Below are 25257 nucleotides of genomic sequence, written 5' to 3'. Positions count from 1 at the left end.
CGGGGGAGTCCACCACAGCTCAGTGGTGGACCCGCTTGGCGTACCAGTGCGTCGCGTTCGGGTTGTCGTTGTAGGCGTCGATCTCCACGAAGCCGCTGCTGCGGTAGAGCTGCTGGGCCGCGGTGAGCGTGTCGTTGGTGTCCAGCACGAGCCAGTGAGCGCCGTACTCGATCGCTGCCGCCTCCAGGCCGGTCATCAAGGTGCGACTGATGCCCCGGCCCCGCTGGTCCGGCTCCACCCACAGGTGCTTGACCTCGAAGGTGGGCTCGCGCAGGTAGTCCGCCACGCGACGTACGCCGCCACAGCCGACCGGCTGGCCCCGGTCGTTGCGGACCACCACGAACAAACCGTCCGGCGGAGTGAAGGCTGCCGGCTCCGGATTGGTCCGGCGGTAACCCTCGGCGTGGGTCACGAAGCCGAGCTCGCGGCTGGTGAAGTAGTCATCGAGTAACTGTTGGGCGACCTCGTCGTCGACCCGGGTAGGAACCAACTGCATGCCATCAGCCTATGTCGCTCAGGTCAGCCGGGCATAGACCACGGTGTTGTCGTCGAAATGCCCTGTAGAACGGTCGAATTCGCCACCGCAGGTGATGAGCCGCAACTCCGGGCCCGCGGTGTTGCCGTAGACCTCACCGGTCGGGAACGCGTCCTTCGGGTAGCGCGCCACCCGGTAGACCCTGAAAGTCACGGAGCGACCGTCGGCCAGTTGCACGGTCGCCGCATCACCGGCGGTCAGGCTCGCCAGCCGGAAGAACGGGCCCTTGCCGGTGGCAGTCGTGACGTGTGCTTCGATCACCGCCGGTCCGATCGAACCCGGCGCCGGGGACCCTGTGAACCACGCCCCTTTGAGCTCGTTCTCGCCCGACGGCACGGCCAGCGTGCCGTCGGGCTGGAGACCGAGGGCGATCAATTCCAGCGACACACCGATGGCGGGAATGCTCACCCGGTGCGGCCGCGGCGCCGGGTTGTCCGCCGGACGTACGCCGCGTGTCACCGAAGGCGCGGCCGGCACCGGGGTGCGGGCTACTCCAGGCGCTGCGGCCACGGCCTCGTCAGGAGGTGTCGGAGCCTCGTAACGGTGGGTCAGCCCCCAGGCGGCGCACACGCTGGCCGTCAGCACCGCAAGGAACACGGCGATGACCCATCGGACTTCGGTGCGCGTCGCGCTGCGAGACACGGGTTCCTCCGTCAGTAGCGGTCGCTCAGATGTGATTGGTCGCGCGGCGGCGCAGCGCCACCAGGCCGAAGCCCACCGCAGCAGCCAGCGACGTCCCGGCCGCGCCGAGAGCGACCACTGAGGCGTCGTCGACGGTTCCGGCGCCGGTCTGCACCCCGCCCGTCGGCATGCCGCTCATCTGGCTGACCTCGAGGCGTCCGCAGTTCGCCGGGTCGGTCGCCTCCTCGGGCAGGGACGGGTCCAGCTCGGACTTGGAGCTGCCGGAGTATTTGCCGTCGCCGTTGTAATCGACGCCGTGCTGGACCACGACACCCTTGCCGGCCCGGATCGACGCGGCCGTGGCATCCGAGACGGTGATGGTGCGGGAGTAGGTCGTGGAGCCGACCGGGAAGCGGGTGACAGCCAGGCCGCTCTTGGGTGAGGTGTCCCCGGAGGTCGTCAGGGACACCGCGATCATGCCGTAGTCCTCCATCGCATCGGCGACCCGCAAGTGGCCGTCGACGCCGGTGCCCTTGGTGTCGTTGCTGGGGCAGGTGCTGCTCCCACCGATGTGCAGGTGCTGGGCGTGCGGAGCGCCGGCCAACAGACCGTGCGACACGATCTTGATGCTCAACTGGTCGCCGGTCAGCGATGCGGTCACGGTGCCCGTGGCGCCGCTGTCGTTGAGTTGGTTGAGTTTCGCCCACAGGTGGGTGGTGCCGGAGTGGGCGGGTGCCGAGGCGTGCGCTGCTGGTGCCAGCGCGATCGCGGGGAGGGCGATCGCCGGCAGAGCGACCATGCTGGCCGCCGCAGAAAGTGCGAGGGTGCGAGATGCCATGACTGCTTCCTTCCTGAAGTGCCCGCCGCGGCTGCGGTGGACATCAGGAGTTCGGCGCCCGGGCTCCGCCGGATGGGTCTACCCGAAGGAGACCGAGGAAACCGGCGTGGTCGTCGGTTCCTGTGAACCGCCCGCCGGCTCCACCGTCACCGCCGCACCCGTGGCCGCGTTGGGTGAGCCCTTCATGACGGTGTCCTGACCGGGTGTGACCACTCCGGCGCTGACCGGCCGGTTGTCGGCGATCATCCACGCCTGGTAGACCTTCCCGGACGGGAGATCAGACACGTCGGAGAGACGAATCACGCTGCGGTTCAACGACTTCGAGGCGACGATGCGCATCGTTCCGTCGCCCAGCGGCGCCGTGAAGGTCGTCGCGTCGGCAGCAGATTCGACCTGTTGCACTGCCGAGATGGTCGTCGGTGTTTGCGGCCACAACGCAACCGTCGTGGCGCCACCGGCGAGGACGACGGCCGCTGCCGCCGCCGCGAGCCAGCGGCCGCGGCGCCGGGGGGACAACGTCCGCACGTTGTCCTGCGGTGTGGTCGACACCTGCGCCAGGACGTTGTCCCGCAGGCGGGCCGGGGGGTCGACCGGCGGGACTGACTTGCCCAGCGCGGCGGTCAACTCCTGGAACTGTGCCACTTCGCCACGGCACTCGGCGCACGTGGCGAGATGCTGCTCCGCCGCGGACCGCTCGGCGGGATCCAGGGCGTCCATGACGTAGTCCACGGCCTCGATGTGCTCGCTCATGCCTCACCGCCCAGTACGCCCCGTAGGCAGAGCAATCCCTCGCGGATCCGGGACTTCGCGGTGCCCAGCGCAATGCCGAGTTCGGCGGCGACCTGGGCGTGGCTCAATCCGCCGAAGTACGCCAACTCCACCGCTTGTCGCTGCACGTGGGTCATTCTGCCCATCGCGCCGCGCACCCGCTCGGCGTCCAGTCGTCCGGTCACCTCATCGACCGTGCTGTCGAAGTCGCGATCCAGGTGCTGCACGCCGTACGCCGTGTCCCGCCGGCGTGCCGCCACCACCGAGCGCACCCGGTCCACCGAGCGGCGGTGGGCGATCGTGAAGATCCACGACAGCGCCGAACCCTTGGCCCCATCGAAGCTGCCCGCCCGGCGCCAGACGTCCAGAAAGGTCTCCTGGGTGACCTCCTCGGCCAGCGTCTGATCCGCCACGACACGCAGGACCAGGCCGAAAACGCGCGCACTGACGGCGTCGTACAACCGGGCGAAGGCGGCCTCGTCACCACGCGCTACGGCGGTGAGCAGCTCCTCCAGCGGGTCGGAGTGGGCGGTGTGCATCGGGCGTATCGTCGCAGGCGCCGCGCTTCTGGCCGACACCCCAAAGCCGGTCGTCAGCGTGACATCGATCGTCATACCAGTGATTCGGAGCCGACCGGGGCACCGGATGATCCCCCGGGTCCCGAGCCACCTAATCCAGCATCGCGCCGGGGTTCATGATCCCTGCGGGATCCAGGGCCTTCTTGATCCGCTGGTTGAGGGCGAGGACGTCCGGACCCAGATAGTCGCCCAGCCACGGCTTCTTCAACCGGCCGACGCCGTGCTCACCGGTGATGGTGCCGCCCAGGCCGATCGCCAGATCCATGACTTCGCCGTACGCCGTGTGGGCGCGTTCGGACTGACCCGCATCTGAGGGGTCGAAGACCAGCAGCGGGTGGGTGTTGCCGTCGCCCGCGTGCGCCAGCACCGCGATCAGGATGTCCCGGCGCTGCGCGATCTGCGCGATACCGCGCACCAGGTCACCCAGCCGGGGGACCGGCACGCCGACGTCCTCCAGCAGCAGCGAACCCTTGCGCTCGACGGCCGGGATCGCCATCCGGCGAGCGACGACGAACTGCTCACCGGTCTCGACATCATCGGTGTCGAAAACCTCTGTGGCGCTGTTCTTCTCGCAGATCGCGGTGATCTGGGCGATCTCCACTGCGGCGTGGCCGGCCGGCTCGTCGGACTGCACGATCAACATCGCTTCGGCGTCCCGGTCCAGCCCCATCTTGGTGACATCCTCGACCGCGTTGATCGTCGGCTTGTCCATGAACTCCAGCATCGAGGGCCGCATCGCGCTGGTGATGTCGACGACGGTCTGCGTGGCGTCATCCAGCCGGGCGAAGGTCGCGACCAGGGTGGCCGGGGGCCGCTGCGCCGGGACCAGGCGCAGCAGCACCTTGGTGATGATGCCGAGGGTGCCTTCGGAGCCGATGAAGAGTTTGGTCAGGGACAGACCGGCGACGTCCTTCAGACGTGGACCGCCGAGTTCGACGACGCTGCCGTCCGCCAGCACGACGGTCATCCCCAGCACGTAATCGGTGGTCACGCCGTACTTCACACAACACAGACCGCCGGCGTTGGTGGCCACGTTGCCGCCGATGGAGCAGAACTCGAACGAGCTCGGATCCGGCGGATACCACAGGCCGTGCGCGGCGGCCGCCTGCTTGACGTGTGCGTTCAGCGCGCCCGGTTCGACCGTGGCCATCCGGGTCAGCGGGTCGATCTCGATCGCCGTCATCTCATCGACGGTGATCATCAGGCAACCGTCGATCGCGCTGGAGCCGCCGGACAGTCCGGACCCCGCGCCGCGGGGGATCACCGGGATACCGTGCTGCGCGGCCCAGCGCACCCCGGCCTGCACGTCGGCGGTGGTTTTCGCGCACAACACCGCGATCGGCGTACCCGCATCGGGATCCAGCGCCCGGTCCCAGCGGTAGGGCGCCATCTTGGCGGGATCGGTGAGCAATCGGCCGGTGGGCAGGGCCGCGGCCAGCTGGGCGGGCTCAGGGGAGGGCACGAGGGCTCCTTCGCACATCGACGTACGACGACACGGACCCTTGCAACCTAACCCCGCCGCACGCAGATGGTTGGGTGAGGTCATGCAACTGCCGCAACCAGAACGCCGGGTGTCAGCCCGGGCGCCGGCCTACTGGCGGCTGCGCGGCGGCCTGGTCGCGGTGGTGCTCCTGGCCATCGCGGTCGTCGTCCAGATCTTCGTGCGTCCGCCCACGGCGCTCGTTGTCCTGATGTGGTTCGTGGTCGTCGTCGTGGCCGTGGTCGAGGTGTTGGTGATGCCACGCTGGCGGTACGCCGTCCATCGATGGGACGTCAACCAGGAGGCGGTGTCGACCCAAATCGGTTGGTGGGTCAGCGAATTGCGGGTTGCTCCGATCAGTCGGGTGCAGACGGTCGACACCGAGCGCGGACCGCTGATGCGGTGGTTCGGGCTGAGCACGGTCACCGTGACGACGGCGTCGTCGAAGGGCGCGTTGCACATCCCGGCCCTCGAGCACGAGGTGGCGACCCAGTTGGTCTCCGATCTGACGGCGATCAGCGCGGCGGATCACCGGGACGCGACCTGATGGCCGCAGACGACTGGCGACGGCTCTCTGCGCGGATGCTGCTGGTCCACCCCTTCAAAGAGGTCGGCCGTTTCGTGCCCGCCCTGCTTGCGGCGGCCGTCTTCGGCAGCACGACCGACGATCCCTGGTGGTGGGCGCTGATCGTCACGGTGGTCTTCGTGCTGATCGGCTTCTTGCGCTGGTGGACCACGCGCTACCGGTTCACGACCGACCGGGTCGAGTTGCAGCACGGCGTCTTCACCAAACAGCTGCTCACGACGCCGATCGACCGGGTGCGCAGCGTCGACGTCATGGCCTCGCCGTTGCACCGGGTCCTGGCCCTGGCGAAGGTGCGGATCGGCACCGGCGCCGGTGAGAACGACCTCGTGCTCGACGGGCTGACCACCGCCCAGGCGGCCGCGCTGCGGGCGGAGTTGCTGCACCGAGACCCGGCGCTGCAGACCGGAGCAGGCACGTCCGAGGACGTCGCACCGCCGCTGGGTGAGCGGGTGTTGCTGACGTGGAATCCCTCCTGGGTGCGGTTCGCGCCGTTCAACCCCTCGAACATGGTCATCGTCCTGGTGCTGGCCGGATTCGTGTTCCGGGTCGTCAACGACCTGCACCTCAACCCGAGCAGCAACGCCCAGATCCACGACGCCATCACGTGGGTGCGCGGGCTGGTCCTGCCGCTGGCCGTGCTGCTTGCGGCGGCGGCGATCGTGGCGCTTGCGGCGGTGCTGGCGATGGCCGGCTATCTGCTGGCGTTCTACGGGTTCCGCCTCACTGCCGACGAGGTCGGCCACACCTGGCACGTCACGCGGGGACTGCTGACGACGCGGTCGACCTCGTTGGACACCCGCCGCATCCGCGGGGTCACGATCAACCAGCCGGTTCCGTTGCGCTGGGTGGGCGGCGCCCGGCTCAGTGCGATCACGACCGGTCTGCACGGCCGGCACGATGAGGACCGCTCCCGTGGCGAGGCCGACCTGTTGTCGCCGCCGTCGCCGTTGCCGGTGGTCCTGGCCCTGGCCTGCGATGTCATCGACCCCACGGTGTTGGCCCACCCGATCGCCCCGCACGGCCCGGTCGCCACCCGTCGGCGTTACACCCGGGCGTTGTGGCCGAGCCTCGTGGTGGCGCTCGGGTTGGTGCTGGCCGGCACGTGGGGTCCGCTGCCGCGGTGGGTGGCGTACGCCGCGCCCATCCTGCTGCCCGCGGCTGCCCTTCTCGCGTGGGACCGTGCGCGTCGTCTCGGGCACGCGATCGCCGGGGACTACCTGATCAGCCGGACCGGTGGCCTCGGTGGGGCGACACACGTGGTCCGCACCGACGGCACCGTCGCGGTGGTGGTACGCCGCTCGATCTTCCAACGCCGGCAAGGGGTCGCCACTGTCGAACTGGCCACCGCGGCCGGCGACCAGGGATACACGGTGCTCGACGTCAGCTCGCAGCGCGCGACCGAGCTGGCCGATGAGTTGCTGGCCGCCGCACGCAACGCGTGAGGTCTCGACCGCGGGCTGGGCGACTCAGATCCAGCTCGGCAGCCACATCCGGGCCTGCCAGTGCGTGTAGGGGATCACCTGGGCAGTCCAGATCGGCCAGAAGAACACGAAGAGCGCAACGGTCAACACCGTGAACGACCCGACGGCGATCCGCCCGGCCCGCACTCGACGTACGGACGCATCGGGTGCGCCGAGGACCAGGCCGAGGACGAACACGCACGCCAACACGATGTAGGGCACGAAGACCACCGAGTAGAACGTGAAGATGGTGCGGTCCTGGTAACTGAACCACGGCAACCAGCCGGCCATCACACCGCCGACGATCGCACCGGCCCGCCAGTCGCGCCCGAAGAGCCAGTAGAAGATGCAGATGATCAGGGCGATCGCGCCGAACCACCAGATCAGCGGATTGCCGAGCGAGGTGATTGCCTTGGAGCACTGGTCGACGGTGCAGCCGGCGTCCTTACCCGGGGATTCGTAGAAGAACGACGTCGGGCGGGTCTGCAGGATCCACGACCAGGGGTTGGACATGTACGGGTGCGCCGCGGTGATGCTCTTGGCCGAGTTGTACATCTCGATGTGGTACTGCCACAGGCTGCGCAGCGAGTCCGGCAGCCAGGCGAACAGAGAACTGTCCGGCGAGAATCCGCTGTCCTTGTCCGCCGGATTGGCCACCGCCCAGGTCCGGTCGTATCCGTTGTCGCTGCGGAACCAGCCGATCCAGCACAACAGATAGGTCAGCACGCTGACACCGACCAGTTTGACCATCGCCGGCAGCGCGTCTTTGAGGAAGGTTCCGGCGATCCAGTTGCGAGCGCCGACCGCACGGCGCGCACCCAGGTCCCACCACACCGTCATCAACCCGAAAATCGCCAGGTAGAACCCATCCGACCACTTGGTCGCCATGCCCAGGCCGAGGCACACGGCGGCGACCCAGCGCCACGGCCGCCAACCCAGCCACGGGCCCAGCGCGGACACCGACTGCCCCGCGTCGCGGACCGCGGCCACCTTGTCGGCCAGGATCCGCCGGCTGCGGTCCCGGTCGGCCAACAGCGCCGCAAACGCCGCCAGGGGCCAGAACATCACCAGTCCGTCGAGGATCGACACCCGCGACATCACGAACGCGGTGCCCTCGAAACACAGCAGGATCGAGGCCAGCGTCGCCAGCAACGGCGATCGGAACAGGTGCCATGCGCACCGGCCGATCAGGTAGATCGCGATGGTCCCGGCCAGCGCCACCCCGACCCGCCATCCGAACGATGAGTCGATCCCGAAGATCCACTCGAAGAAACCGATGACCCATTTACCGAAGGGCGGGTGCACCACGAAGTCGGCCTGGCTGCCGTAGACCTGCGGGCTGCCCATCGTGAAGAGGTTGTCGCTCTGGGTGCCGAAGATGTTCTGTTGCCGCTCGATGCCGTACTGGATCAGCGACCAACCCTCTTTGACGTAGTACGTCTCGTCGAAGATCAGCTGGTGCGGTCGGCCGAGGTCCCAGAACCGCAGGATGCCGCCGATGAGCGCGACCAGGGCCGGGCCGAGCCAGGCCCACAGCTTCTCCCGGGCGGTGCGGGGTCGGCCCAGCAGGCGGCGACGCAACTGGTAGCGCAGCGGGAGGGGTGAGTCCTGGACCGGGGGCGCAGGTGCGTCAAGGGTCGTGGAGCTCACCCGCGACAGGGTAACCGAGCAGTCTCGGTGTGGTCCGTGCGACGCTAACGCCATGGCCGAGGGTGTGTTGGTGTTGGCAGGTACGCCGATCGGCGACCCCCGAGACGCCCCGCCCCGGTTGGTGTCCTGGCTGGGGCAGGCCGATGTCGTCGCAGCCGAGGACACCCGACGGTTGCACCGGCTCGCCGACCAGCTCGAGGTGTCGCCGCGGGGTCGGGTCCTCAGCTACCACGAGCACAACGAGCGGGCCCGCACCCCGGAACTGGTCGATCGGCTGACTGCCGGCGAGAGCGTCCTGTTGGTCACCGACGCTGGGATGCCGTCGGTGTCCGATCCCGGCTACCGCCTCGTGACCGCGGCGATCACGGCCGGGGCCCGGGTCACCTGCGTGCCCGGCCCGTCCGCGGTCCTGATGGCGCTCGCGGTGTCCGGGCTGCCCACCGATCGCTTCTGCTTCGAGGGCTTCCTGCCCCGCAAACCGGGGGAGCGCGCCCGGCACCTGCGCACCCTGGCCACCGAACCGCGCACGATGGTCTTCTTCGAGGCACCGCACCGGCTGGCCGAGATGCTCACCGCGCTCGCCGAGGCGTTCGGTCCGGATCGGCCGGCCGCGGTGTGCCGGGAACTGACCAAGACCTACGAAGAGATACGTCGCGGCGGCCTGGCCGAGTTGGCGGACTGGGCGGTCGAGGGCGCCCGCGGTGAGATCACCGTCGTCGTGGCCGGTGCGCGTGGCGCTTCGGTCGCTCTCGAGGACGTCCTGCCCGAGGTGCTGTCCCGAGCCGCCTCCGGCGAACGGCTCAAGGACGTGTGCGCGCAGATCGCTTCGGCCACGGGCCTGTCCAAGAAGTCGCTCTACGACGCGGCGGTCGCCGCCCGGTGAAACGTCGGGCGGCGCTGCTGTGGCTGGTCGGCAGTCTCTGGCTGGCGATGTGGTCGGTCGCGCGGTTCAACGCCGGTCTGGCCACGGCGTACGACCTGGGCATCTTCAGCCAGTCGGCCAAGTCGTGGTCGCAGGGGCACTGGCCGCGTTCGGACATCCGCGGACTTGATCTGCTGGGCGACCACTTCAGCCCGATCCTGGCCCTGAACGGGCTGTGGTGGCGGATCTGGCCGGACCCCCGCGTGCTGCTCATCGCGCAGGCGATCCTGCTCGCTCTGGCGATGGTGATCGTGTGGTGGGTCGCCCGCACCCTGGTCGGTGAGCCAATTGCGTTGCTGCTGTTCGTGATCGGCCTGGTCGCCCGGGGGACGATCGCGGCGGATCTGTTCGACTTCCACGAGGTGGCGTACGCCGCGCCAACCGTCGCGCTGTTGGCGGCGGCTGTGCTGCGGGCCCGCTTCCGCCTCGCTGTGGCCTCGGCCGTCGTCCTGGTGTTGGTGAAGGAGGATCTCGGCCTGACGGTGATCGCGGCTGGTGCGGCGTGGTGGTTGTTGCACCGGGACGGCTGGCGACGGCCGGCGGTCCTCGTGAGCGTCGGGGTGGCCGGCCTGGTGGCGGCGACCGTGGTGTTGCGAGCCGTCGGAGGCGGCTCCGGGTACGGCGTCTTCTTCGGCGGATCGGGCAGCACGCCACTGGGGCAACAGGTCGACACGGGGTGGTCCTGGTGGCGGCTGGCACCACTGGCCCTGTTCGCGGTCACGGCGCTCTTCGTCGGACTGCGTTCTCCCGTCGCGGTGCTGGCCATCCCCACCCTGGCCTGGCGGATGATCGGCAACAACCCGTCGTACTGGCGGCTGGACACCCATTACGACCTGGTCCTGGTGCCGATCGCCCTGATCGCCGCGGCGCACGCGCTGCACGGTCCCACCCACACCCACCCCGATTTTTGCAGCGCAGCTCACCCGGAAGCTGCGCTCCCAGGTGAGCTGCGCTGCAAGACTCCGGTGACCTCGGGGGTGGCGGCGGTCGCTGGCATCGGTGCGGTGATCAGCGTCACTCTGGGAGTTGCGCAGCTGGTCGAGGTGGCCGCTGCGCCGTGGCACGCCGTCGCGCCCACGCAGCGATATCGCGACCTGCAGGAAATCAGCGCGCGGATCTCCAAGGGCGCACCGATCGCGGCCAGCAACACCACCGGCGCTTATCTGGTCGCCACCCATGATCAGGTGTGGTCGATCCAATCGGCGCCGGCGGTGCGCTATGTCGTCTTCGCCCGGGACAAAGGACCGCTCGATGAGGTCTCACGGTGCCAGCGCGAGGCGTTGTTCGACGCGGCAACGGCCCGTGCGGACGTGACCGTCATGACCGCCGGACGAGGAGACATCATCGCGATCCGCTACCTGGATCCCACGATCGTGCGGCTGGCCGACTGCGGCTGAGCCGGTCGGCCCGGCTCAGACCGTGGCGGCCACAGGTGCGGTCACGTTGCCGTAGATCCCCGCGGACAGGTACCGCTCGCCGGAGTCCGGAACGATGGCCACGATGGTCTTGCCGGCGTTCTCCGGTCGCTGAGCCAGTTGCGTCGCGACGTGCAGGATCGCGCCGGCGGAGGACCCGGCGAGGACGCCTTCCTCGCGGGCGAGGGCCTGCGCCGCCAGGTAGGCGTCGGCGGTCTCGACCGCGACGTACTCGTCGGCGATCGACTGGTCGAAGTTGTCCGGGATCTGTTGCGGCTCAGCCTCGGTGATCTTGTGCACGCCGTCGATCTCCTGGGGGTAGGGGTTCTCCGGAGTCGGCACCGAACCCCAGCCCGGCTCGGCCACCACAACCTGCACCTGCGGGTTGTTCTCCTTCAGGTAGCGGCCGCTGCCGGACAGCGTGCCACCGGTCCCGACGCCGCCGACCAGGATGTCCACCGAGCCGGCGGTTGCCTTCCAGATCTCCGGACCGGTGGTGTCGTAGTGGTACTGGGGGTTGACCGGGTTGGCCAACTGGTCGGTGAAGTAGGCGTCCGGGTGCTCGGTGCGGGCACGCTCGCGCAGCAGGACCAACGCGTCCGGGTCGAGGAAGAACGTGTTGGGGACGGTGATGACATCGGCGCCGAACGCGCGCAGCAGGGCGACCTTGTCGGCGCTGATGTTGTCCCCGGCGTAGAACGTCGAGCCGTAGCCGCGGGACGCAGCGATCGCGGCCAACGCGATGCCGGTGTTGCCGCTGGTCAGGTCGACGATTCGGCCACCGGGTCGCAGTTCGCCGCGTTCTTCGGCGTCGCGGATGATCGCCCAGGCGATGCGGTCCTTGACCGAGCCGATCGGGTTGAACGTCTCGAGTTTGGCGACGATACGCGCACCCAGGTCGCGGTTGCGTCCGTAGCGGGTGAGTTCGAGCAGAGGGGTGTCACCGATGAGTTCGGTGATCTCCGTGACGAGGACAGCCATGGGTGCTCCTAGTGGTGTACGGCGAATGCCGTTGTGGGTCATGGGGTTCGGGCCTTCATCAGGCCGTTGTAGATAAATCCTGTCGAGTTAGTATGGCATAACGCAATCAATCGAAAAAGATAATTAGACATTATCGACGAACGGCGCTAGCGTCAGCGCCCGCAACCTCTTGTGAACCACTGCGGGGCGATCCGCCCCCTGTCGAAAGCGATCAACCCATGACCGAGAACACCCCCGGAACCCCTGAGCAGAACGACGCTGCGCCTGCTGGCGACGAGGTCCTGCCCAGTGGCGCCCGGGTCGAAGCCAACGTCGATGCCGATGCCCCCAAGGGCGTTAGCCGCCGCAGCCTGGTGACCGCCGGCGCGGTCGTCGCAGCCGCCGCCGGCGTCGGCGGCTGGGCGTTCCTGCGCAGCCAGGACCACGACGTACAGGCCGCCACCGGCACGCCCACCGTGACCAACTCGTGGGCCAAGAAGCAGTTGGCTCTGGTGTCGCCCAGTGGGGTGTGTGAGGCGCCGCTGATCGCGGCGTACGAGAACGGTCTGTTCAAGAAGGCCGGACTCGATGTGGTGCTGAAGAAGTCGGGAACCGACGAAGACACCACGGCCGCAGTCGGTTCCGGCAAGTACGTCGCGTCGAACGGCATCTTCTTCAACTTCCTCGGCCCGATCTACAACGGCACCCCGGTCAAGCTCAGCGGTGGTCTGCACCACGGCTGCCTCGACCTCTATGCCCGTAGCGACGGTTCGGTGCCGACGGTCGCGTCGTTGAAGGGCAAGAAGATCGGCGTCAGCAACCTGCAGGGTTCGGCGACCAACTTCTTCTCCCTGGATCTGTTGGACGCCGGCATCAACTCCAGCCCGGCCGCCAAGCAGGTCGAATGGGTCGTCATCGAGCAGGACCTGCTGCCCGAGGCGTTGAAGTCCAAGAAGGTCGACGCGATCGCCACCGCGGGCGGCTTCCTGCCGATCATCCAGGGGGTCAAGGACGGCTGGGCCAAGGAACTGTCCAACAACCGCAACCTGTCGACCAACGCGGCGTACCCCTGCTGCGCCGTCGCTCTGAACCAGACGTTCGTCACCCAGGACCCGGTCACCGCCGCCACCCTGGTCAGCACCTGGATCGAGGGCGCTCGCTGGGTCGGTGCCAACCTCGAGGAGGCCGCGCACCTGGTCACCGAGAAGAAGTACGTCTCCGGCAAGCCCGATGAGGCCCTGGCCGTCTTGCGGACGCTGACCTTCGACCCGTCGACCGCCAGCCTGCACAAGGCCCTCGAGCCCGGCATCGCCAAGTTCATCAAGACCGGCTTCCTGCCGGCAGCCACCAACCCCCAGGTGCTGGCCGACAAGGCGTTCGTCGATCTGAAGCTGGCCTGATCGCGATGTCCACCATCACGGCACGGCGGACTGTGTCTGCCCCCGCGAAAGAGACTGCGCCACAGCCGGACCCGGACCTCACCGTCCAGGGTCCAGACCGGATCCACGCCGCGTTGGACACCGTGTCCCATCCGGTGCGGATCAATCCGCTGCTGCTCGGCGGCGGAATCGTCGCCTGGGTCGGGTTCGCGCTGGTGGTCCTGCTGGTCCCCAACGAGTCGTCCCAGGCCCTGCGCGACCTGCAAGCGATCGAGGCCATGAGTACGCCGATCGCGATCGCTGGTCTGCTCGTCGCCGGGGCCTGGGCCGGGATCTGGGCGTTGTCCGCCAGCGGTTCCCGGCTCGGTCGCTGGGCGCACAACCACGCGACCCACGGCGCGGCGTGGCTGCTCGGGTCGGCGTTGTGGGCGTTGTTCTGGGAATACTCGACGGCCAAGACGGCGGCCCTTGCCCTGCCGTACTTCCAGTCGCCGCAGGCGGTGCTCAACGCGATCTGGACCGACCACGGTCTGCTCGCCGAGAGCCTCGGCAACTCGTTGCTGCTGCTCGTGGTCGGGTTCGTGGTCGGCCTGGTCGCGGGTCTGGTCACCGGCGTGACGATCGGCTGGTTCCAGCAGGCGAACTACTGGGTCCACCCGATCCTGATCTTCCTGGGCCCGGTGCCCTCCCTCGCCTGGGTGCCGTTGGTCTTCGTCCTGGCCCCCTCGGCGTACTCCGGGGCGGTTTTCATGATCGCGCTGAGCGTGTGGTTCCCGATCACGGTCCTGACCCGGGCCGGGGTGCTCAGCGTGCCGCGCTCGTACTTCGACGTCGCCCAGACGCTCGGCGCCAAGGGCGTGTTCCTGGTCGGCCGGATCAGCCTGCCGGCCGCGTTGCCGAGCATCTTCACCGGGGCGTTCATGGCCCTGGGTGCCTCGTTCGTCAGCCTCACGGTCGCGGAGAACTTCGGCGTCAACTCCGGCCTCGGCTGGTACCTGAACTGGAAGAAGGGCTGGGGCGACTACGCGGGCGTCTACGCCGGGATCGTGATCCTGGTCGTGGTCTGTGGCCTCCTGCTGACCCTGCTGTTCCGTAGCCGCAACTGGGTGCTGCGCTGGGAGAAGGAGCTGACCCGATGGTGACCGGCGCCGCAATCGACATCCTCAACGTCACGCAGGCCTTCCGCAGCCGCGGCAAGGACCTGCCGGTCCTGGACGACGTGAGCTTCTCGGCCCGGCCGGGGGAGTTCGTTGCCCTGGTCGGGCCGAGCGGATCGGGCAAGTCGACCCTGATCCGGTTGCTGGCCGGCCTGGACAAACCGCTGTTCGGATCGGTGTACGTCGACGGCCGCAAGGTCACCGGACCGGACCCCGAGCGGGCGCTGGTCTTCCAGGATCCGACGCTGTTGCCATGGCGGACCGTGCGCGGCAACGTCGCGTTGGGCCCGCAGGCGCGCGGTGAGTTGAAGCAGTCGGCTGCGCGGATCGACGAGGTGCTCGACGTCGTTGGGCTCACCGACTTCGCCGACGCCTGGCCGGCGCAACTCTCCGGCGGTATGGCCCAACGGGCCGCCCTGGCAAGGGCTTTGGTCGGTGAGCCGAAGGTGCTGCTGCTCGACGAACCGCTCGGCAAGCTCGACGCCCTCACGCGTCGAGTCCTGCAGGGCGAGCTCGCGCGGCTATGGCAGCAGCGCGGATTCACCGCCGTCCTGATCACCCACGACGTCACCGAGGCACTGACCCTCGCCGACCGCGTGATCATCTTCTCCCCGCGCCCGGCGACCGTCCGGGCCGACATCAGCGTGGACCTGCCCCGGCCGCGCTCACAGTCAGAACCGCAGTTCGTGGCGTTGCGGCAGCAGATCCTGGCGCTGCTCGACGAAGAAGCCACCACCCCACCTGACGAACTCGCCTCGTAATCAAAGGAATCCCTCATGCGTCTCATCACCCGTACCGCCGCCACCGCGGTGACCACCCTCGCGCTGACCCTCGGTGTCGCAGACGTGGCCCTGGCCCACGTGCGCGTCATCCCCTCATCGACCACGCCGGGCAGCTACTCCGTGCTCACGTTCAACGTGCCGGTGGAGTCCGACACCGCGAACACCGTTGCGCTGACGGTGAATCTGCCCACCACCACCCCGTTCACCTACGTCAGTGTCCGGCCCACGCAGGGCTGGACCGCCAAGGTCACCACCGAGAACCTGGCCAACCCGGTCAAGGACGACGACGGCAACATCATCACCAAGGCCCCGATCAAGGTCGAGTGGACCGCGACCGACGGCGGGCTGACACCGGGCCAGTTCGGTCAGTTCGCGATCCAGGCCGGCCCGCTGCCGAAGGCCGGCACCGTGTATCTGCCCACGCAGCAGAAGTATTCGGACGGCAAGACCTCCAACTGGGTCCAGCAGGCACAGGGCAAGGCCGAGCCGGAGTTCCCCGCGCCGAGTTTCCAGGTCACCGCGGCGGCCGCTGCCTCGCCCGCAGCGACGGACGGCGGCACCAACCCGTGGGCGCTGGCCGGTGGTGGCGCTGCGACCGCGTTGCTCGGCGGCGTCGTGGGTGGCGTCATCGGTGCCCGGGTGGCGCGTCGCCGTTCGGAGTCTGCCGATTCCGGTACGTCGATCGGCGGCCAGAGCTCGGATCGCACCCCGGCCGCGGTGTAAGAGTGCGGCGCGTTGTCGCCGCGGTCGCCCTCCTGCTGGTCCTTCTCGTCTGCTCGGCCCCGAGCGCCGCTGCCCACGCGTACGTCATCTCGCAGTCGCCGAGCAGCGGGGCTGAGTTGGCGACCTCGCCGGCAGCGGTCGTCGTCCGATTCTCCGAGCCGGTCACTCTCGCCTCGGGCACCGCGACCTCGGTGCTCGCCAGCTCCGGGGAACGGGTCGACACCGGGTCACCGGTCCTGGACGGGGACCGGCTGACCATCCCGTTGCAGCGGGGTCTGCCCAAGGGTGTGTACGTGGCGAACTGGTCGGTGATCTCCGCGGACAGCCACCCGGTCGGCGGGTCGCTGCAGTTCGGTGTCGGCGTCCTGACGGTTGCAGTTGCCGAACCTGCGGCGCCGCAACCGAGTTCACTGCTGCAACTGATTAACGGAGTCCTCAAGGGCCTGGTCTATCTGGGGCTGTCCGTCGCCCTGGGTGCTGCCATCGCGGCGCGGTTGCTGCACGTGTCGTGGCCCCGGCTGTGGCTCGCCGCCGGGTTCCTGGCCGCTGCCATCGGCTCACTCCTGCAGATCCCGGTGCAGTACCTGTGGGGTGCGTCGGCCAGCCAGGCGACCTGGGACGGGCTGCTGCAGTCATTCGGTTCGGACTACGCCGTGACGATCTACCTGCGGGTGGCCCTGCTGGCGCTGGCCTGGGCGGTGCGACGGTGGCTACCGGTGTTCGCCGTGGTGGCTTTGCTCGTGGTCGTCACCGTCGTGCGCAACGGTCACGGTGGCGCCGAAGGCGGCTGGATCTTCGTCTCGACCCTGGCGCACGCGACGGCTGCGACCGCGTGGGTCGGTGGGTTGGTGGTGCTGGGTTGGGCGATGCTGACCCGTCGCCTGTCAGTGCCGCAGCTGCGACGGCTCCCCGCGTGGTCGCGGTACGCCGGTGGTGCGGTTGCGGTGATCGCGCTGACGGGTGTGGCCCAGGCCGTGGTGCAGGTGCGCTACCCGGCGGCCCTGGTCCACACGACGTACGGGTGGGTGTTGATCGCCAAGGTGGTGCTGGTGGCCGTTGCCGGGTTGTTCGCGATCCTGGGAAACCGTTGGGTGAGAGCACATTCCCGGCTCCCTGACCGCCCCGCTCCCGGTGAGACAAGCCGGTTGCGGCGGTTCGCCCGGCGGGAGGCAGCCATCGGCGCGGCGATCGTGATCGTGTCCGGTGTGCTGTCCTCGGTCGATCCGGCCCAGGCGACGTACGCTCCCACCACCACGCAAACCCTGACCGCAGGGCCGTACACGGTGAGCTTGCGGATCGCGCCGGCCCGACGCGGCCCGGTCGGGTTCCGGGTCACGGCGACCGGTGCAGCCGACGCGACACCGCTGGCGCAGCAGGTGCAACTCACCCTGGACCAGCCCGGCGGCGCAATCAGGGCCCTGCCGGTCGAGTTCACGGCACGCATTCCCGGCAGCATCCGCTCCGGGCAACCCGTCCCGATCACGTTCGTCAGTTCGGTGGTCGTGCTGCCGGACATCGGCGACTGGCGCGCGCAGCTGACCGTCGTGGCCAGCCCGACCGAGCAATACAGTCTCGCAACCGATTTCACCGCCTACTAGGAGTCACGATGGTCAGATACGAGTCGGTCCTGGAGGCGGTCGGTGGCACGCCGCTGATCCGGCTCACCCGTGGTTTGCCCGCGGACGGGCCACGGGTCTACGTCAAACCGGAATGGCTGAACCCCGGTGGCAGCGTGAAGGATCGCGCCGCGGTGTCGATGCTGCGGCAGGCCGAGCAGGATGGTCTGCTGCGGCCGGGCGGGACCGTCGTGGAGGTGACCAGCGGCAACACCGGTATCGGATTGGCAGTGGCCGCAGCGCATCTGGGCTATCAGTGCGTCATCTTCACCAGCTCCAACATCTCGGCCGAGAAGCGTCACCAGATCAGCGCGTACGGCGCGCGGCTGGAGTTGGTGGACGCCTTCGTGCCCAAGGATCATCCGGACAGTCTGCGGTCGCACGCGGAGCGGTTCGTCGCGCAGACCCCGGGTGCGTGGTTGGCGGCGCAATACGACAACCCGGCCAACCCGCGGGCGCACTACGAGAGCACTGGACCGGAGATTTGGGCGGACACCGAAGGGCGCGTCACCCATCTGGTGTCGACCATCGGGACCGGCGGCACCATCTCCGGGACGGCCCGCTATTTGAAGGAGATCAGTGGGGGACACGTCCGGGTGGTCGGCGCGGATCCCCTCACCTCGTCGTACGTCGGCGGCGACGGGAGCCAGAAGGCGATCGAAGGGGCGGGTCATTTCGTGCATCCGGAGGCGACGGTCGACATCTGGCCGACCGCGCTCGACCTAGACCTGATCGACGAGATCATCCCGGTGGCCGACGAGGACGCGATCGCCGCGGTGCAGAAGCTGGCGACGACGGAAGGCATCCTGGCGGGAGGGTCGTCCGGGGTGGCGCTCGCGGCGGGTCTGCGGGTCGCGGCGACACTCGGCCCGGACGACCTCGTCGTGATCCTGCTGCCGGACTCCGGGCGCGCCTATCTGTCGACGTACTTCAATCCGAAGTGGTTGTCCGACAACGGGTTTGGCGCCTCCGACGAGAAGTACGACGAAGCCGACCTGGTGACCGCGGACGAGGGTGGAGCGATTGCGGCGTCGCGATTGATGGCCGACGGCATTGCGGATGACGCACCGGTGCTCGTGGTCTACCCCCGGGTCGGACGGGTCCTCGCTCCGCACCCCAGCGACGTACTCGGCTGGACGACACCGGCGCTGCTGCGGGAGCACGCTACCGCGCGAGACGCCGCTCAAGCCTTCGATCCCGGCACCGTGAGTCCGGTCCTGCGCAACGGCCGGGTGGTCGGTGTGCTCGCGGCGCTGCCGGTCCCAGCGACGGCCTGAGCGTTGTCACCGGTCGTAGAGCGACAGGCCCGAAGCTTCGTCGGTGCTCTTGGACAGCCGCTCACCCGGAATGACCACAACGTTGAGTTCGATTGTCGGAGAGGCCGTTACCGACAACAGGTGCCCGGCGTGGGTGGTGCCATCTTCACCTGCGACAGCCAGGTGGGTGTGGGCGGCCGGTTTGCCGGTTTCCGAATTGAGACCGACGTTGCCGATGATTCCCAGGGCTTCGAACTGCCCTGGAAACGCATTGACGCGGTACTTGCGCCGTTGCCGGTCAAACCAGCCAAGCTGCACATCCCGCACGGCACCGATACCGGAGAAGTCGGCGTAGGTGACCTTCTCCTGGGCGCAGAACTTCTCGATGGCGCTGAACAGCTCGTCACCATCGGTGAGCACCAGCCGGTAGGTGATGCTCACGGCATCCGTGGCGGTCTGCTGCCACCACGCCTGCCCGGCCGAACCGTGCGCCGTGCCAGCGTCTTCGACGTTCACGTAGTCAACCATTGTGTGCCTTCCATGAGGGGTTCACTGGGCTGCCGATCGGTGATAGACGACCAGCGCGATGTCAGGAGAGGTCGGCGTCTTCATCGTGGCGAAGTCGCATTCGACGATCTGCCCATCGATCCTCAGCCGCCACATGCCCGATGCTTTGTCGTGGGGTTCGAAGCGTGACCACAGATAGCGAAATGCCGAACTGCTGAGCCACAACTGCTCAATGGTCCGCAGCAGTTCTGGTGTCGGTCCGGCCACGGCCATGCGCAGGTGGACAAGTCCGACCACTTCACGAGCCTTGGCCGACCAATCGACGTACACCGTGCGGCTGACTGGATCGCCGAAGAGATAGGACAAGAGCGACACATCCGTACCGACGACATCGTCGATGTCTCTGTCCGGGTAGAGGATCCGTGCCGCGCGGGGGTCGATGCTTCTCACCGTCAGGTCACCGGTCAGCACTTGCACCATGACCGCATCCTGGATTTGCGCCGCGATCGAGCGCAGCGTCTGTTCGGCGGCCTGGACACTGACATCCGACGAGTGCTGGTCGCTTGGGTCCTCGGCAGTCAGTGCCTGCAGATAGCGCCGGTCCAAAGGCCCCAGCTGCAGCGCCGTGGCCAGGGAGCCCACGACTGCGGCTGAGGGACGCACCGAGCGCCCCTGCTCCAGTTTCGTGTAGTAGTCGACGCTGACCCCCGCTGCCCATGCGATCTCCTCACGCCGCAGTCCGGTGACGCGGCGCGGGGTGTGCGTATCGACGACCGGCCACCGCGGGTCCGGTTCGATCCGCGCGCGATGGGCCCGCAGGAATCCACCCAGCGCAGTACGCCGGTACTCGCGCGCTGCGTCATGTTCGGCAGCGCGAAGGAAAGCCGGCAACGCGGTGCGTCCTGCGTTGCTCACCCGAGTTGCTTGCCGATCGCGTGATTGAACTGCTCGACGTCATCGGGCGTGCGGGAGGTGATGAGCGTGAACCCGTTGGTCTCGTCGGCCACAACGGCCTCGTTGACCCAGGTGCCCCCGGCGTTGTTGATATCCGTACGCACCGAGGGGTACGACGTCAGCGTCTTGCCCACGACCGCGTCGGCCTCGACCATCAGCCACGGCGCGTGGCAGATGGCTGCGATCGGCTTACCTGCGTCGACGAACTCTTTCACCAGACGTACGGCGTCACCGTCTTGTCGCAACGTGTCTGCGTTGATCGTCCCGCCCGGGATGACCAACAGGTCGTAGTCGTCGGTGACGACGTCGCTCAGGCGTGCGGTGGAAGCGACGACAGGTCCTGCGTCCTTGTCGTCGACCAACGTCTGGATCGACGTGTTGTCCGGCGTGGCAACGGTTGCGCGGTATCCCGCGTCCGTCACGTACGTGTGAGGTTCAACGATTTCGTCCCGCTCCACCCCGTAGGACGTTGCGATGAACAAGACGTTCTTGGCTGCCTCAGCCACTTCGATACCTTCTTTCGACGCGTGGGGCGGACCGGCGGATCAGAAGTCGATTTCCCGGTAGTGGTGCTCGTCGTACGTGCTGTTCAGGTAGTCGTTGACGGTCTTGTCGAAGTGCTTCCAGTGCTTGGACTGGGCGTGCGCGTCGAGGTCATCTTGAGTGGTCCAGTGCTCGATCAGGTGATAGGACAGCGGCTCGGCGACGTTGCGGTGCAACTGGTAGAACTCGCAACCCTTTTCCTTGTTCGACTCCACGACCATGTGGTGTAACAGCTTGACGAACTCGCCCTCGTGCTGCTGCTGCACGTCGAAGAAGACGTTGAGGATGATCATGCGTACATCGCTCCCTTGGTAGCTGTGACGGTGTGCGGATGGACCCGTCGCGGACGAACAACACCGAATCACGGCCGCGGAGGAGGTGCCTGGCCCTGCAAGTACCACCTGGCTCGCCAGCCCGGCTCATGGCGGGGCGGGTGCCGGGGACTGCAGTTTGTGGCGTTGTCGTCACAAGTCGTGGTCCGTTGACGTTCCGGTACGGCGACTCGTGGCGCTGTCGTCACAAGTCGTGGTCCGGCGGCCAGTCGATGTGGCGCTCAGCCGCCGTTGGCGCACAACTGGTCCATCGGCAACCTCAGCGTCGTCTGCGAGGTGTCGGCGGGGTTGAAGCACACCCACACGACCTTGCCCTGCTGGGAGAACGACGACGCCGACACGGTCCCGGTGGTTTCCAGCTGACGCCCGCCCGCGACGTACGCCACGGTGAGGGACAGGTCGGAGCCGGAAACGGTGGAGGACACCACGGTCCCTGCGGCCATCCCGGTCGTCGTGACCTTCGACGCGGAGTGTTGCCGCCAGATCAGGAGTCCCACGAGAAGCAGGAGCAGCACCAGGGCGGGCAGCAGGAATCTAGGTGAGAGCTTCGGCATTGCGCGATCTTCGGGTGAAGCGGCGGATCCGGCGGACCAGGACGTATCCCGCCCAGGCCATCAGCGCCAGGATCACCACGACCAGGATCGGGATGAAGATCGCTGCGAGGCTAAGAAAAAGTGACGAGACGTCCTCGGTCACCGACAGCACCGGCGCGGCGACCCCACCGGTCGACACGTTGGCAACCGGGCGCACGGCCGTCTTGCCGCTGTGCATGATGCCCGCGATCACCAGGCCGCCGACGAAGCCGATCCAGGAGTGCTCCTGCATGAAAGAGGAGTGATCCAGGTGTGACGATGCCTGCACGCCGGCCCCGATCACCCCGCCGGTGAGTGGGCGGATGATCGTGCCGGCCATGTCGTTGACGCTGTCGACCGCGGGGATCTTGTCCAGCACGACCTCGGAGATGAGCAGCAGGGCCGCGATGGTGATCGCCCACCAGGAGCCGATCCACGAAAAGCCGGTGGGCAGATCGATGACCGAGGTGAACCGGTCCAGCACACCGACGATCAGGAACGGGATGTAGGCGTTGAGGCCCGCAGCCGCGGTGAGACCCAGGCCGGTGAGCAACGCGAACATGGCCCAAGAATCTAGGTAGGGAGCGCAGAACGCAAACGCCTAGGATTCACGGTGTGAAGGTTCTCTCCGCTGTCGCCTGGCCGTACACCAACGGGCCCCGTCATATCGGCCATGTCGCCGGTTTCGGGGTGCCCTCCGATGTGTTCAGCCGGTACATGCGGATGGCCGGGCACGACGTACTCATGGTCTCCGGCACCGACGAGCACGGCACGCCGATCCTGGTCCTGGCCGACCAGGAGGGCGTTTCCGTGCAGGAGGTCGTCGACAAGTACAACGCGATCATCGCCCAGGACCTGGTCGACCTGGGTCTGTCCTATGACCTGTTCACCCGCACCACGACCCGCAACCACTACGCCGTCGTGCAGGAGATGTTCCGCACCATCCACGCCAACGGCTACCTGGTGGAGCAGACCACGACCTCGGCTATCAGCCCCTCGACCGGGCGGACGCTGCCGGACCGCTACCTCGAAGGCACTTGTCCCATCTGCGGATTCACCGAGGCGCGCGGCGACCAGTGCGACAACTGCGGCAACCAGCTGGACCCCTCCGACCTGATCAACCCGCGCTCCAAGATCAACGGGGAGACCCCGCAGTTCATCGAGACCCAGCACTTCTTCCTCGACCTGCCGGCCCTGGCCGATGCGTTGCAGGAGTGGCTCGCGGCGGTCGATGAGCGCGGCGACTGGCGCCCGGGCGTGATCAACTTCGCCAAGAACATCGCGAACGACATGAAGCCGCGCGCGATGACCCGCGACATCGACTGGGGGATCCCGGTGCCGCTGCCCGGTTGGGAGGGCAAGCGGCTCTACGTGTGGTTCGACGCGGTGATCGGCTACCTGTCGGCCTCGATCGAGTGGGCCCGTCGGCTGGGCGATCCCGAGCGGTGGCGCGAGTGGTGGAACGACCCGCAGGCCGTCTCCTATTACTTCCAGGGCAAGGACAACATCACCTTCCACGCCCAGATCTGGCCGGCTGAGTTGCTCGGCTACGCCGGTGCCGGCGCGAAGGGTGGCACACCGGGGGAGTACGGCGTCCTGGACCTGCCGACCCAGGTGGTGGCCTCGGAGTTCATGACGATGGAGGGCAAGCAGTTCTCCACTTCCCGCGGGCATGTGATCTACGTGCAGGACGTTGTCGCACGCTACGGACCCGACCCGCTGCGCTACTTCATCAGCGCCGCGGGCCCCGAGACCGCCGACGCCGACTTCACCTGGGCCGAGTTCGTGCAGCGCAACAACTCCGAGCTGGTGGCCGGCTGGGGCAACCTGGTCAACCGCACCGCGACGATGATCAACAAGTCCTTCGGGCAGATCCCGGCGCCGGGGGAGTTGGAGCCGGTCGACAAGGAGTTGCTGTCGGAGATCTCCGAGGGCTTCGGCACCGTCGGTGAGCTCATCGAGCGGCACCGGCAGAAGGCCGCGCTCGCCGAGGCGATGCGCCTGGTCCGCCTGACCAACGCCTACGTGTCCGAGACCGAGCCGTTCAAGCTCAAGTCCGATGACCAGCGCGAGCGCCTGGCCACGATCCTGCACACGCTGGCGCAGTCGGTCTCGGATCTGAACACGATGCTCGCGCCGTTCCTGCCGCACGCGGCCAACCGCGTTGCGCAGGTGCTGGGTGCGAGCGAGGAGTTCATGCCGATGCCGCGTCTGGAGCGCGTCGAGGACCTCGACGACGCCTCCCGCAGCTATCCGGTGATCACCGGCGCCTACGACGGCACCCCGCGCTGGGCTTCGGTGCCGGTCGTGGTGGGTACGCCGATCGGCAAGCCCGCGCCCGTCTTCACCAAACTCGACCCCTCCGTGGTCGAGGAGGAGATCGCCCGGCTGAGCCAGGCCAAGTAACTCGTCATGACCCACCATTCGTCGCGGGAGGCACCCGAGCTGCCGACGCCGTTGCCGTTGCCGGTGGTGGACAACCACACCCACCTCGACATCGGCCGCGACGGTGGCGCCCCGCCGGACGTCGCCGAGGCTGTCGCGGCGGCCCGTGCGGTGGGCGTGGACCGCCTGGTCCAGATCGGCTGCGACCTGGCCGGCGCCCGGTTCACCGTGCAGATGATCGACACGTACGCCGCGTTGCTGGGTGGCGTGGCCATCCACCCCAACGAGGCCCCTCGCCACGCGGCCGCGGGCGACTTGGCGTCGGCGTGGGCCGAGATCGAGGCGCTCGCAGCGCATCCGCGGATCCGGGTGATCGGTGAAACCGGTCTCGACTACTTCCGCACCGGACCGGAAGGTGTTGCCGCCCAACAGGATTCGTTCCGCTGGCACATCGATCTGGCCAAACGGACGGGCAAGGCACTGCAGATCCACGACAGGGACTCTCATGAGGACGTGTTGCGGATTTTGGCGGAGGAGGGTGCCCCGGACAAGACCGTGCTGCACTGCTTCTCCGGCGACGTGCCGATGGCACGGGAGTGTGTCGACCGCGGCTACTACTTGTCCTTCTCCGGGACGGTGACCTTCAAGAACGCCCGGAATCTGCGCGATGCGCTCGCCGTCACACCGCTGGACCGCTTGCTGGTCGAGACCGATGCCCCCTACCTGACCCCGGTGCCGTACCGCGGGGCGGGCAACGCGCCGTACCTGATTCCGATCACGGTTCGTGCGATGGCCGGGACCCTCACGGTGGACGTGCCCACCCTGTGCCAGGCACTTTCGGCCAACAGCGAGGCGGTCTACGGGCCCTGGTGACGGCGTCGCCACGTCCGACTGAGAAAAATTGTGATTGCGCTCACGTGCGTTACAGCTGTCTCAGGGTGCGACAAGATCCGCGGAATGCTGCGGCAGGAGTCGGATCAGGCTCTTACCAGGAAAGCGTTACATCGCCAAGATGTGAAGTATCTTTCGTTACCCAAATTTGACCTAACCCCCGATGTCGTTCACGGTAGACACCGTTAGCCCGAGAGCGGACTCCTTCTCGGATGGACCTGAGCACAGGTCGGGATGCGCGACGAAGCGTTGTCGATGCCGTCCCACAAGCGCCGGAAACCCTCGCATCGAGGGTTGTCGTGTGCCTGTCATCCACCGCCGCCCGAGGGGAAGTACGACATCGGAGA

At 67.9% G+C, this 25257-nt stretch carries 26 protein-coding genes; 12 read left to right on the top strand and 14 right to left on the bottom strand.

The genetic code is table 11. The features are described 5' to 3' along the window. Positions 1–19: 19 nt before the first annotated feature. From DR843_RS12460 to DR843_RS12435, 6 genes are all read right to left on the bottom strand, one after another. Positions 20–496, bottom strand: a complete 477-nt coding sequence (locus tag DR843_RS12460) for a GNAT family N-acetyltransferase (RefSeq protein WP_109686280.1) — start codon at positions 494–496, stop codon at positions 20–22. Positions 497–514: 18 nt separating this feature from the next. After that, complete coding sequence (locus DR843_RS12455; RefSeq protein WP_109686278.1) at positions 515–1177, bottom strand: class F sortase; 663 nt, start codon at positions 1175–1177, stop codon at positions 515–517. A 25-nt stretch (positions 1178–1202) separates the two neighbouring features. Continuing rightward, positions 1203–1994: a hypothetical protein gene (locus DR843_RS12450; RefSeq protein ID WP_245934117.1), complete on the bottom strand. Its 792-nt coding sequence runs from the start codon at positions 1992–1994 to the stop codon at positions 1203–1205. Positions 1995–2072: 78 nt separating this feature from the next. Next, positions 2073–2744, bottom strand: a complete 672-nt coding sequence (locus tag DR843_RS12445) for an anti-sigma factor (protein ID WP_109688915.1) — start codon at positions 2742–2744, stop codon at positions 2073–2075. Further along, positions 2741–3301, bottom strand: a complete 561-nt coding sequence (sigK, locus tag DR843_RS12440; protein WP_109686276.1) for an ECF RNA polymerase sigma factor SigK — start codon at positions 3299–3301, stop codon at positions 2741–2743. The genes DR843_RS12445 and sigK overlap by 4 nt, the downstream gene beginning before the upstream one ends. Before the next feature lie 130 nt (positions 3302–3431). Continuing rightward, complete coding sequence (locus tag DR843_RS12435; protein ID WP_245934116.1) at positions 3432–4802, bottom strand: FAD-binding oxidoreductase; 1371 nt, start codon at positions 4800–4802, stop codon at positions 3432–3434. Between the two features lie 82 nt (positions 4803–4884). Here DR843_RS12435 and DR843_RS12430 point away from each other — a divergent pair, with 82 nt between their 5' ends. Together DR843_RS12430 and DR843_RS12425 are read left to right on the top strand one after the other, a co-directional pair. Beyond that, positions 4885–5367, top strand: a complete 483-nt coding sequence (locus DR843_RS12430; protein ID WP_109686272.1) for a PH domain-containing protein — start codon at positions 4885–4887, stop codon at positions 5365–5367. After that, on the top strand, positions 5367–6848 hold the full coding sequence (locus DR843_RS12425; protein ID WP_109686271.1) for a PH domain-containing protein: 1482 nt from the start codon (positions 5367–5369) through the stop codon (positions 6846–6848). Before DR843_RS12430 ends, DR843_RS12425 begins: the two co-directional genes overlap by 1 nt. Before the next feature lie 24 nt (positions 6849–6872). Here the strand turns inward: DR843_RS12425 and DR843_RS12420 are convergent, their stop codons facing one another. Next, complete coding sequence (locus DR843_RS12420; RefSeq protein ID WP_245934115.1) at positions 6873–8516, bottom strand: dolichyl-phosphate-mannose--protein mannosyltransferase; 1644 nt, start codon at positions 8514–8516, stop codon at positions 6873–6875. 52 nt (positions 8517–8568) lie between these two features. Here DR843_RS12420 and rsmI point away from each other — a divergent pair, with 52 nt between their 5' ends. Continuing rightward, on the top strand, positions 8569–9399 hold the full coding sequence (gene rsmI / locus DR843_RS12415) for a 16S rRNA (cytidine(1402)-2'-O)-methyltransferase (protein WP_109686267.1): 831 nt from the start codon (positions 8569–8571) through the stop codon (positions 9397–9399). Continuing rightward, entirely contained in the window at positions 9396–10835 is a 1440-nt protein-coding gene (locus DR843_RS12410; RefSeq protein ID WP_109686265.1) for a DUF2079 domain-containing protein, read from the top strand. The genes rsmI and DR843_RS12410 overlap by 4 nt, the downstream gene beginning before the upstream one ends. A 15-nt stretch (positions 10836–10850) precedes the next feature. Here the strand turns inward: DR843_RS12410 and DR843_RS12405 are convergent, their stop codons facing one another. Continuing rightward, positions 10851–11834, bottom strand: a complete 984-nt coding sequence (locus tag DR843_RS12405) for a PLP-dependent cysteine synthase family protein (RefSeq protein ID WP_109686263.1) — start codon at positions 11832–11834, stop codon at positions 10851–10853. A 218-nt stretch (positions 11835–12052) separates the two neighbouring features. Here DR843_RS12405 and DR843_RS12400 point away from each other — a divergent pair, with 218 nt between their 5' ends. The 6 genes from DR843_RS12400 to DR843_RS12375 are packed head-to-tail and all read left to right on the top strand — an operon-like array spanning position 12053 to position 18747. Next, positions 12053–13213, top strand: a complete 1161-nt coding sequence (locus DR843_RS12400) for an ABC transporter substrate-binding protein (protein ID WP_109686261.1) — start codon at positions 12053–12055, stop codon at positions 13211–13213. Positions 13214–13218: 5 nt separating this feature from the next. Beyond that, a complete protein-coding gene (locus DR843_RS12395; RefSeq protein WP_109686259.1) occupies positions 13219–14334 on the top strand; it encodes an ABC transporter permease in 1116 nt (371 codons plus the stop codon). Then, a complete protein-coding gene (locus DR843_RS12390; RefSeq protein ID WP_109686257.1) occupies positions 14328–15110 on the top strand; it encodes an ABC transporter ATP-binding protein in 783 nt (260 codons plus the stop codon). Before DR843_RS12395 ends, DR843_RS12390 begins: the two co-directional genes overlap by 7 nt. A gap of 15 nt (positions 15111–15125) precedes the next feature. Continuing rightward, positions 15126–15854, top strand: coding sequence for a YcnI family copper-binding membrane protein (locus DR843_RS12385; RefSeq protein ID WP_109686255.1), 729 nt, complete (start codon positions 15126–15128; stop codon positions 15852–15854). Between the two features lie 2 nt (positions 15855–15856). Next, positions 15857–17452 carry a copper resistance CopC/CopD family protein gene (locus DR843_RS12380; RefSeq protein ID WP_170119858.1) on the top strand — a complete coding sequence of 532 codons (1596 nt, stop codon included), beginning with the start codon at positions 15857–15859 and terminating at the stop codon, positions 17450–17452. A gap of 8 nt (positions 17453–17460) precedes the next feature. Beyond that, positions 17461–18747: a PLP-dependent cysteine synthase family protein gene (locus DR843_RS12375; RefSeq protein WP_109686251.1), complete on the top strand. Its 1287-nt coding sequence runs from the start codon at positions 17461–17463 to the stop codon at positions 18745–18747. Between the two features lie 6 nt (positions 18748–18753). On the opposite strand, the gene DR843_RS12370 is transcribed toward DR843_RS12375, so the two are convergent. The 6 genes from DR843_RS12370 to DR843_RS12345 form a co-directional block, all read right to left on the bottom strand. After that, positions 18754–19242 (bottom strand): PPC domain-containing DNA-binding protein, encoded by a 489-nt coding sequence (locus DR843_RS12370; RefSeq protein ID WP_170119857.1) that lies wholly within the window; start codon positions 19240–19242, stop codon positions 18754–18756. 33 nt (positions 19243–19275) lie between these two features. Continuing rightward, the gene (locus DR843_RS12365) at positions 19276–20148 is read right to left on the bottom strand and encodes an MmyB family transcriptional regulator (RefSeq protein WP_211310235.1); all 873 of its coding nucleotides are present in this window, start codon (positions 20146–20148) and stop codon (positions 19276–19278) included. Further along, the gene (locus tag DR843_RS12360) at positions 20145–20693 is read right to left on the bottom strand and encodes a DJ-1/PfpI/YhbO family deglycase/protease (protein ID WP_109686245.1); all 549 of its coding nucleotides are present in this window, start codon (positions 20691–20693) and stop codon (positions 20145–20147) included. Before DR843_RS12360 ends, DR843_RS12365 begins: the two co-directional genes overlap by 4 nt. Positions 20694–20732: 39 nt before the next feature. After that, the gene (locus tag DR843_RS12355) at positions 20733–21023 is read right to left on the bottom strand and encodes a putative quinol monooxygenase (protein WP_109686243.1); all 291 of its coding nucleotides are present in this window, start codon (positions 21021–21023) and stop codon (positions 20733–20735) included. A 260-nt stretch (positions 21024–21283) separates the two neighbouring features. Beyond that, a complete protein-coding gene (locus DR843_RS12350; protein ID WP_109686241.1) occupies positions 21284–21616 on the bottom strand; it encodes a DUF3592 domain-containing protein in 333 nt (110 codons plus the stop codon). After that, a complete protein-coding gene (locus DR843_RS12345; RefSeq protein WP_109686239.1) occupies positions 21597–22196 on the bottom strand; it encodes a DUF4126 domain-containing protein in 600 nt (199 codons plus the stop codon). The genes DR843_RS12350 and DR843_RS12345 overlap by 20 nt, the downstream gene beginning before the upstream one ends. A 53-nt stretch (positions 22197–22249) precedes the next feature. On the opposite strand from DR843_RS12345, the gene metG reads away from it, so the two are divergent. Then, on the top strand, positions 22250–24040 hold the full coding sequence (gene metG / locus DR843_RS12340; RefSeq protein ID WP_109686237.1) for a methionine--tRNA ligase: 1791 nt from the start codon (positions 22250–22252) through the stop codon (positions 24038–24040). Between the two features lie 6 nt (positions 24041–24046). After that, positions 24047–24892 (top strand): TatD family hydrolase, encoded by an 846-nt coding sequence (locus DR843_RS12335; RefSeq protein WP_109686236.1) that lies wholly within the window; start codon positions 24047–24049, stop codon positions 24890–24892. The last annotated feature ends 365 nt before the right edge of the window (positions 24893–25257 follow it).

Source organism: Branchiibius hedensis, assembly GCF_900108585.1.
Lineage (GTDB): Bacteria > Actinomycetota > Actinomycetes > Actinomycetales > Dermatophilaceae > Branchiibius > Branchiibius hedensis.
The sequence above is the reverse complement of the archived record's forward strand: the minus strand, read 5'-3'. Positions and strand labels throughout refer to the sequence as shown.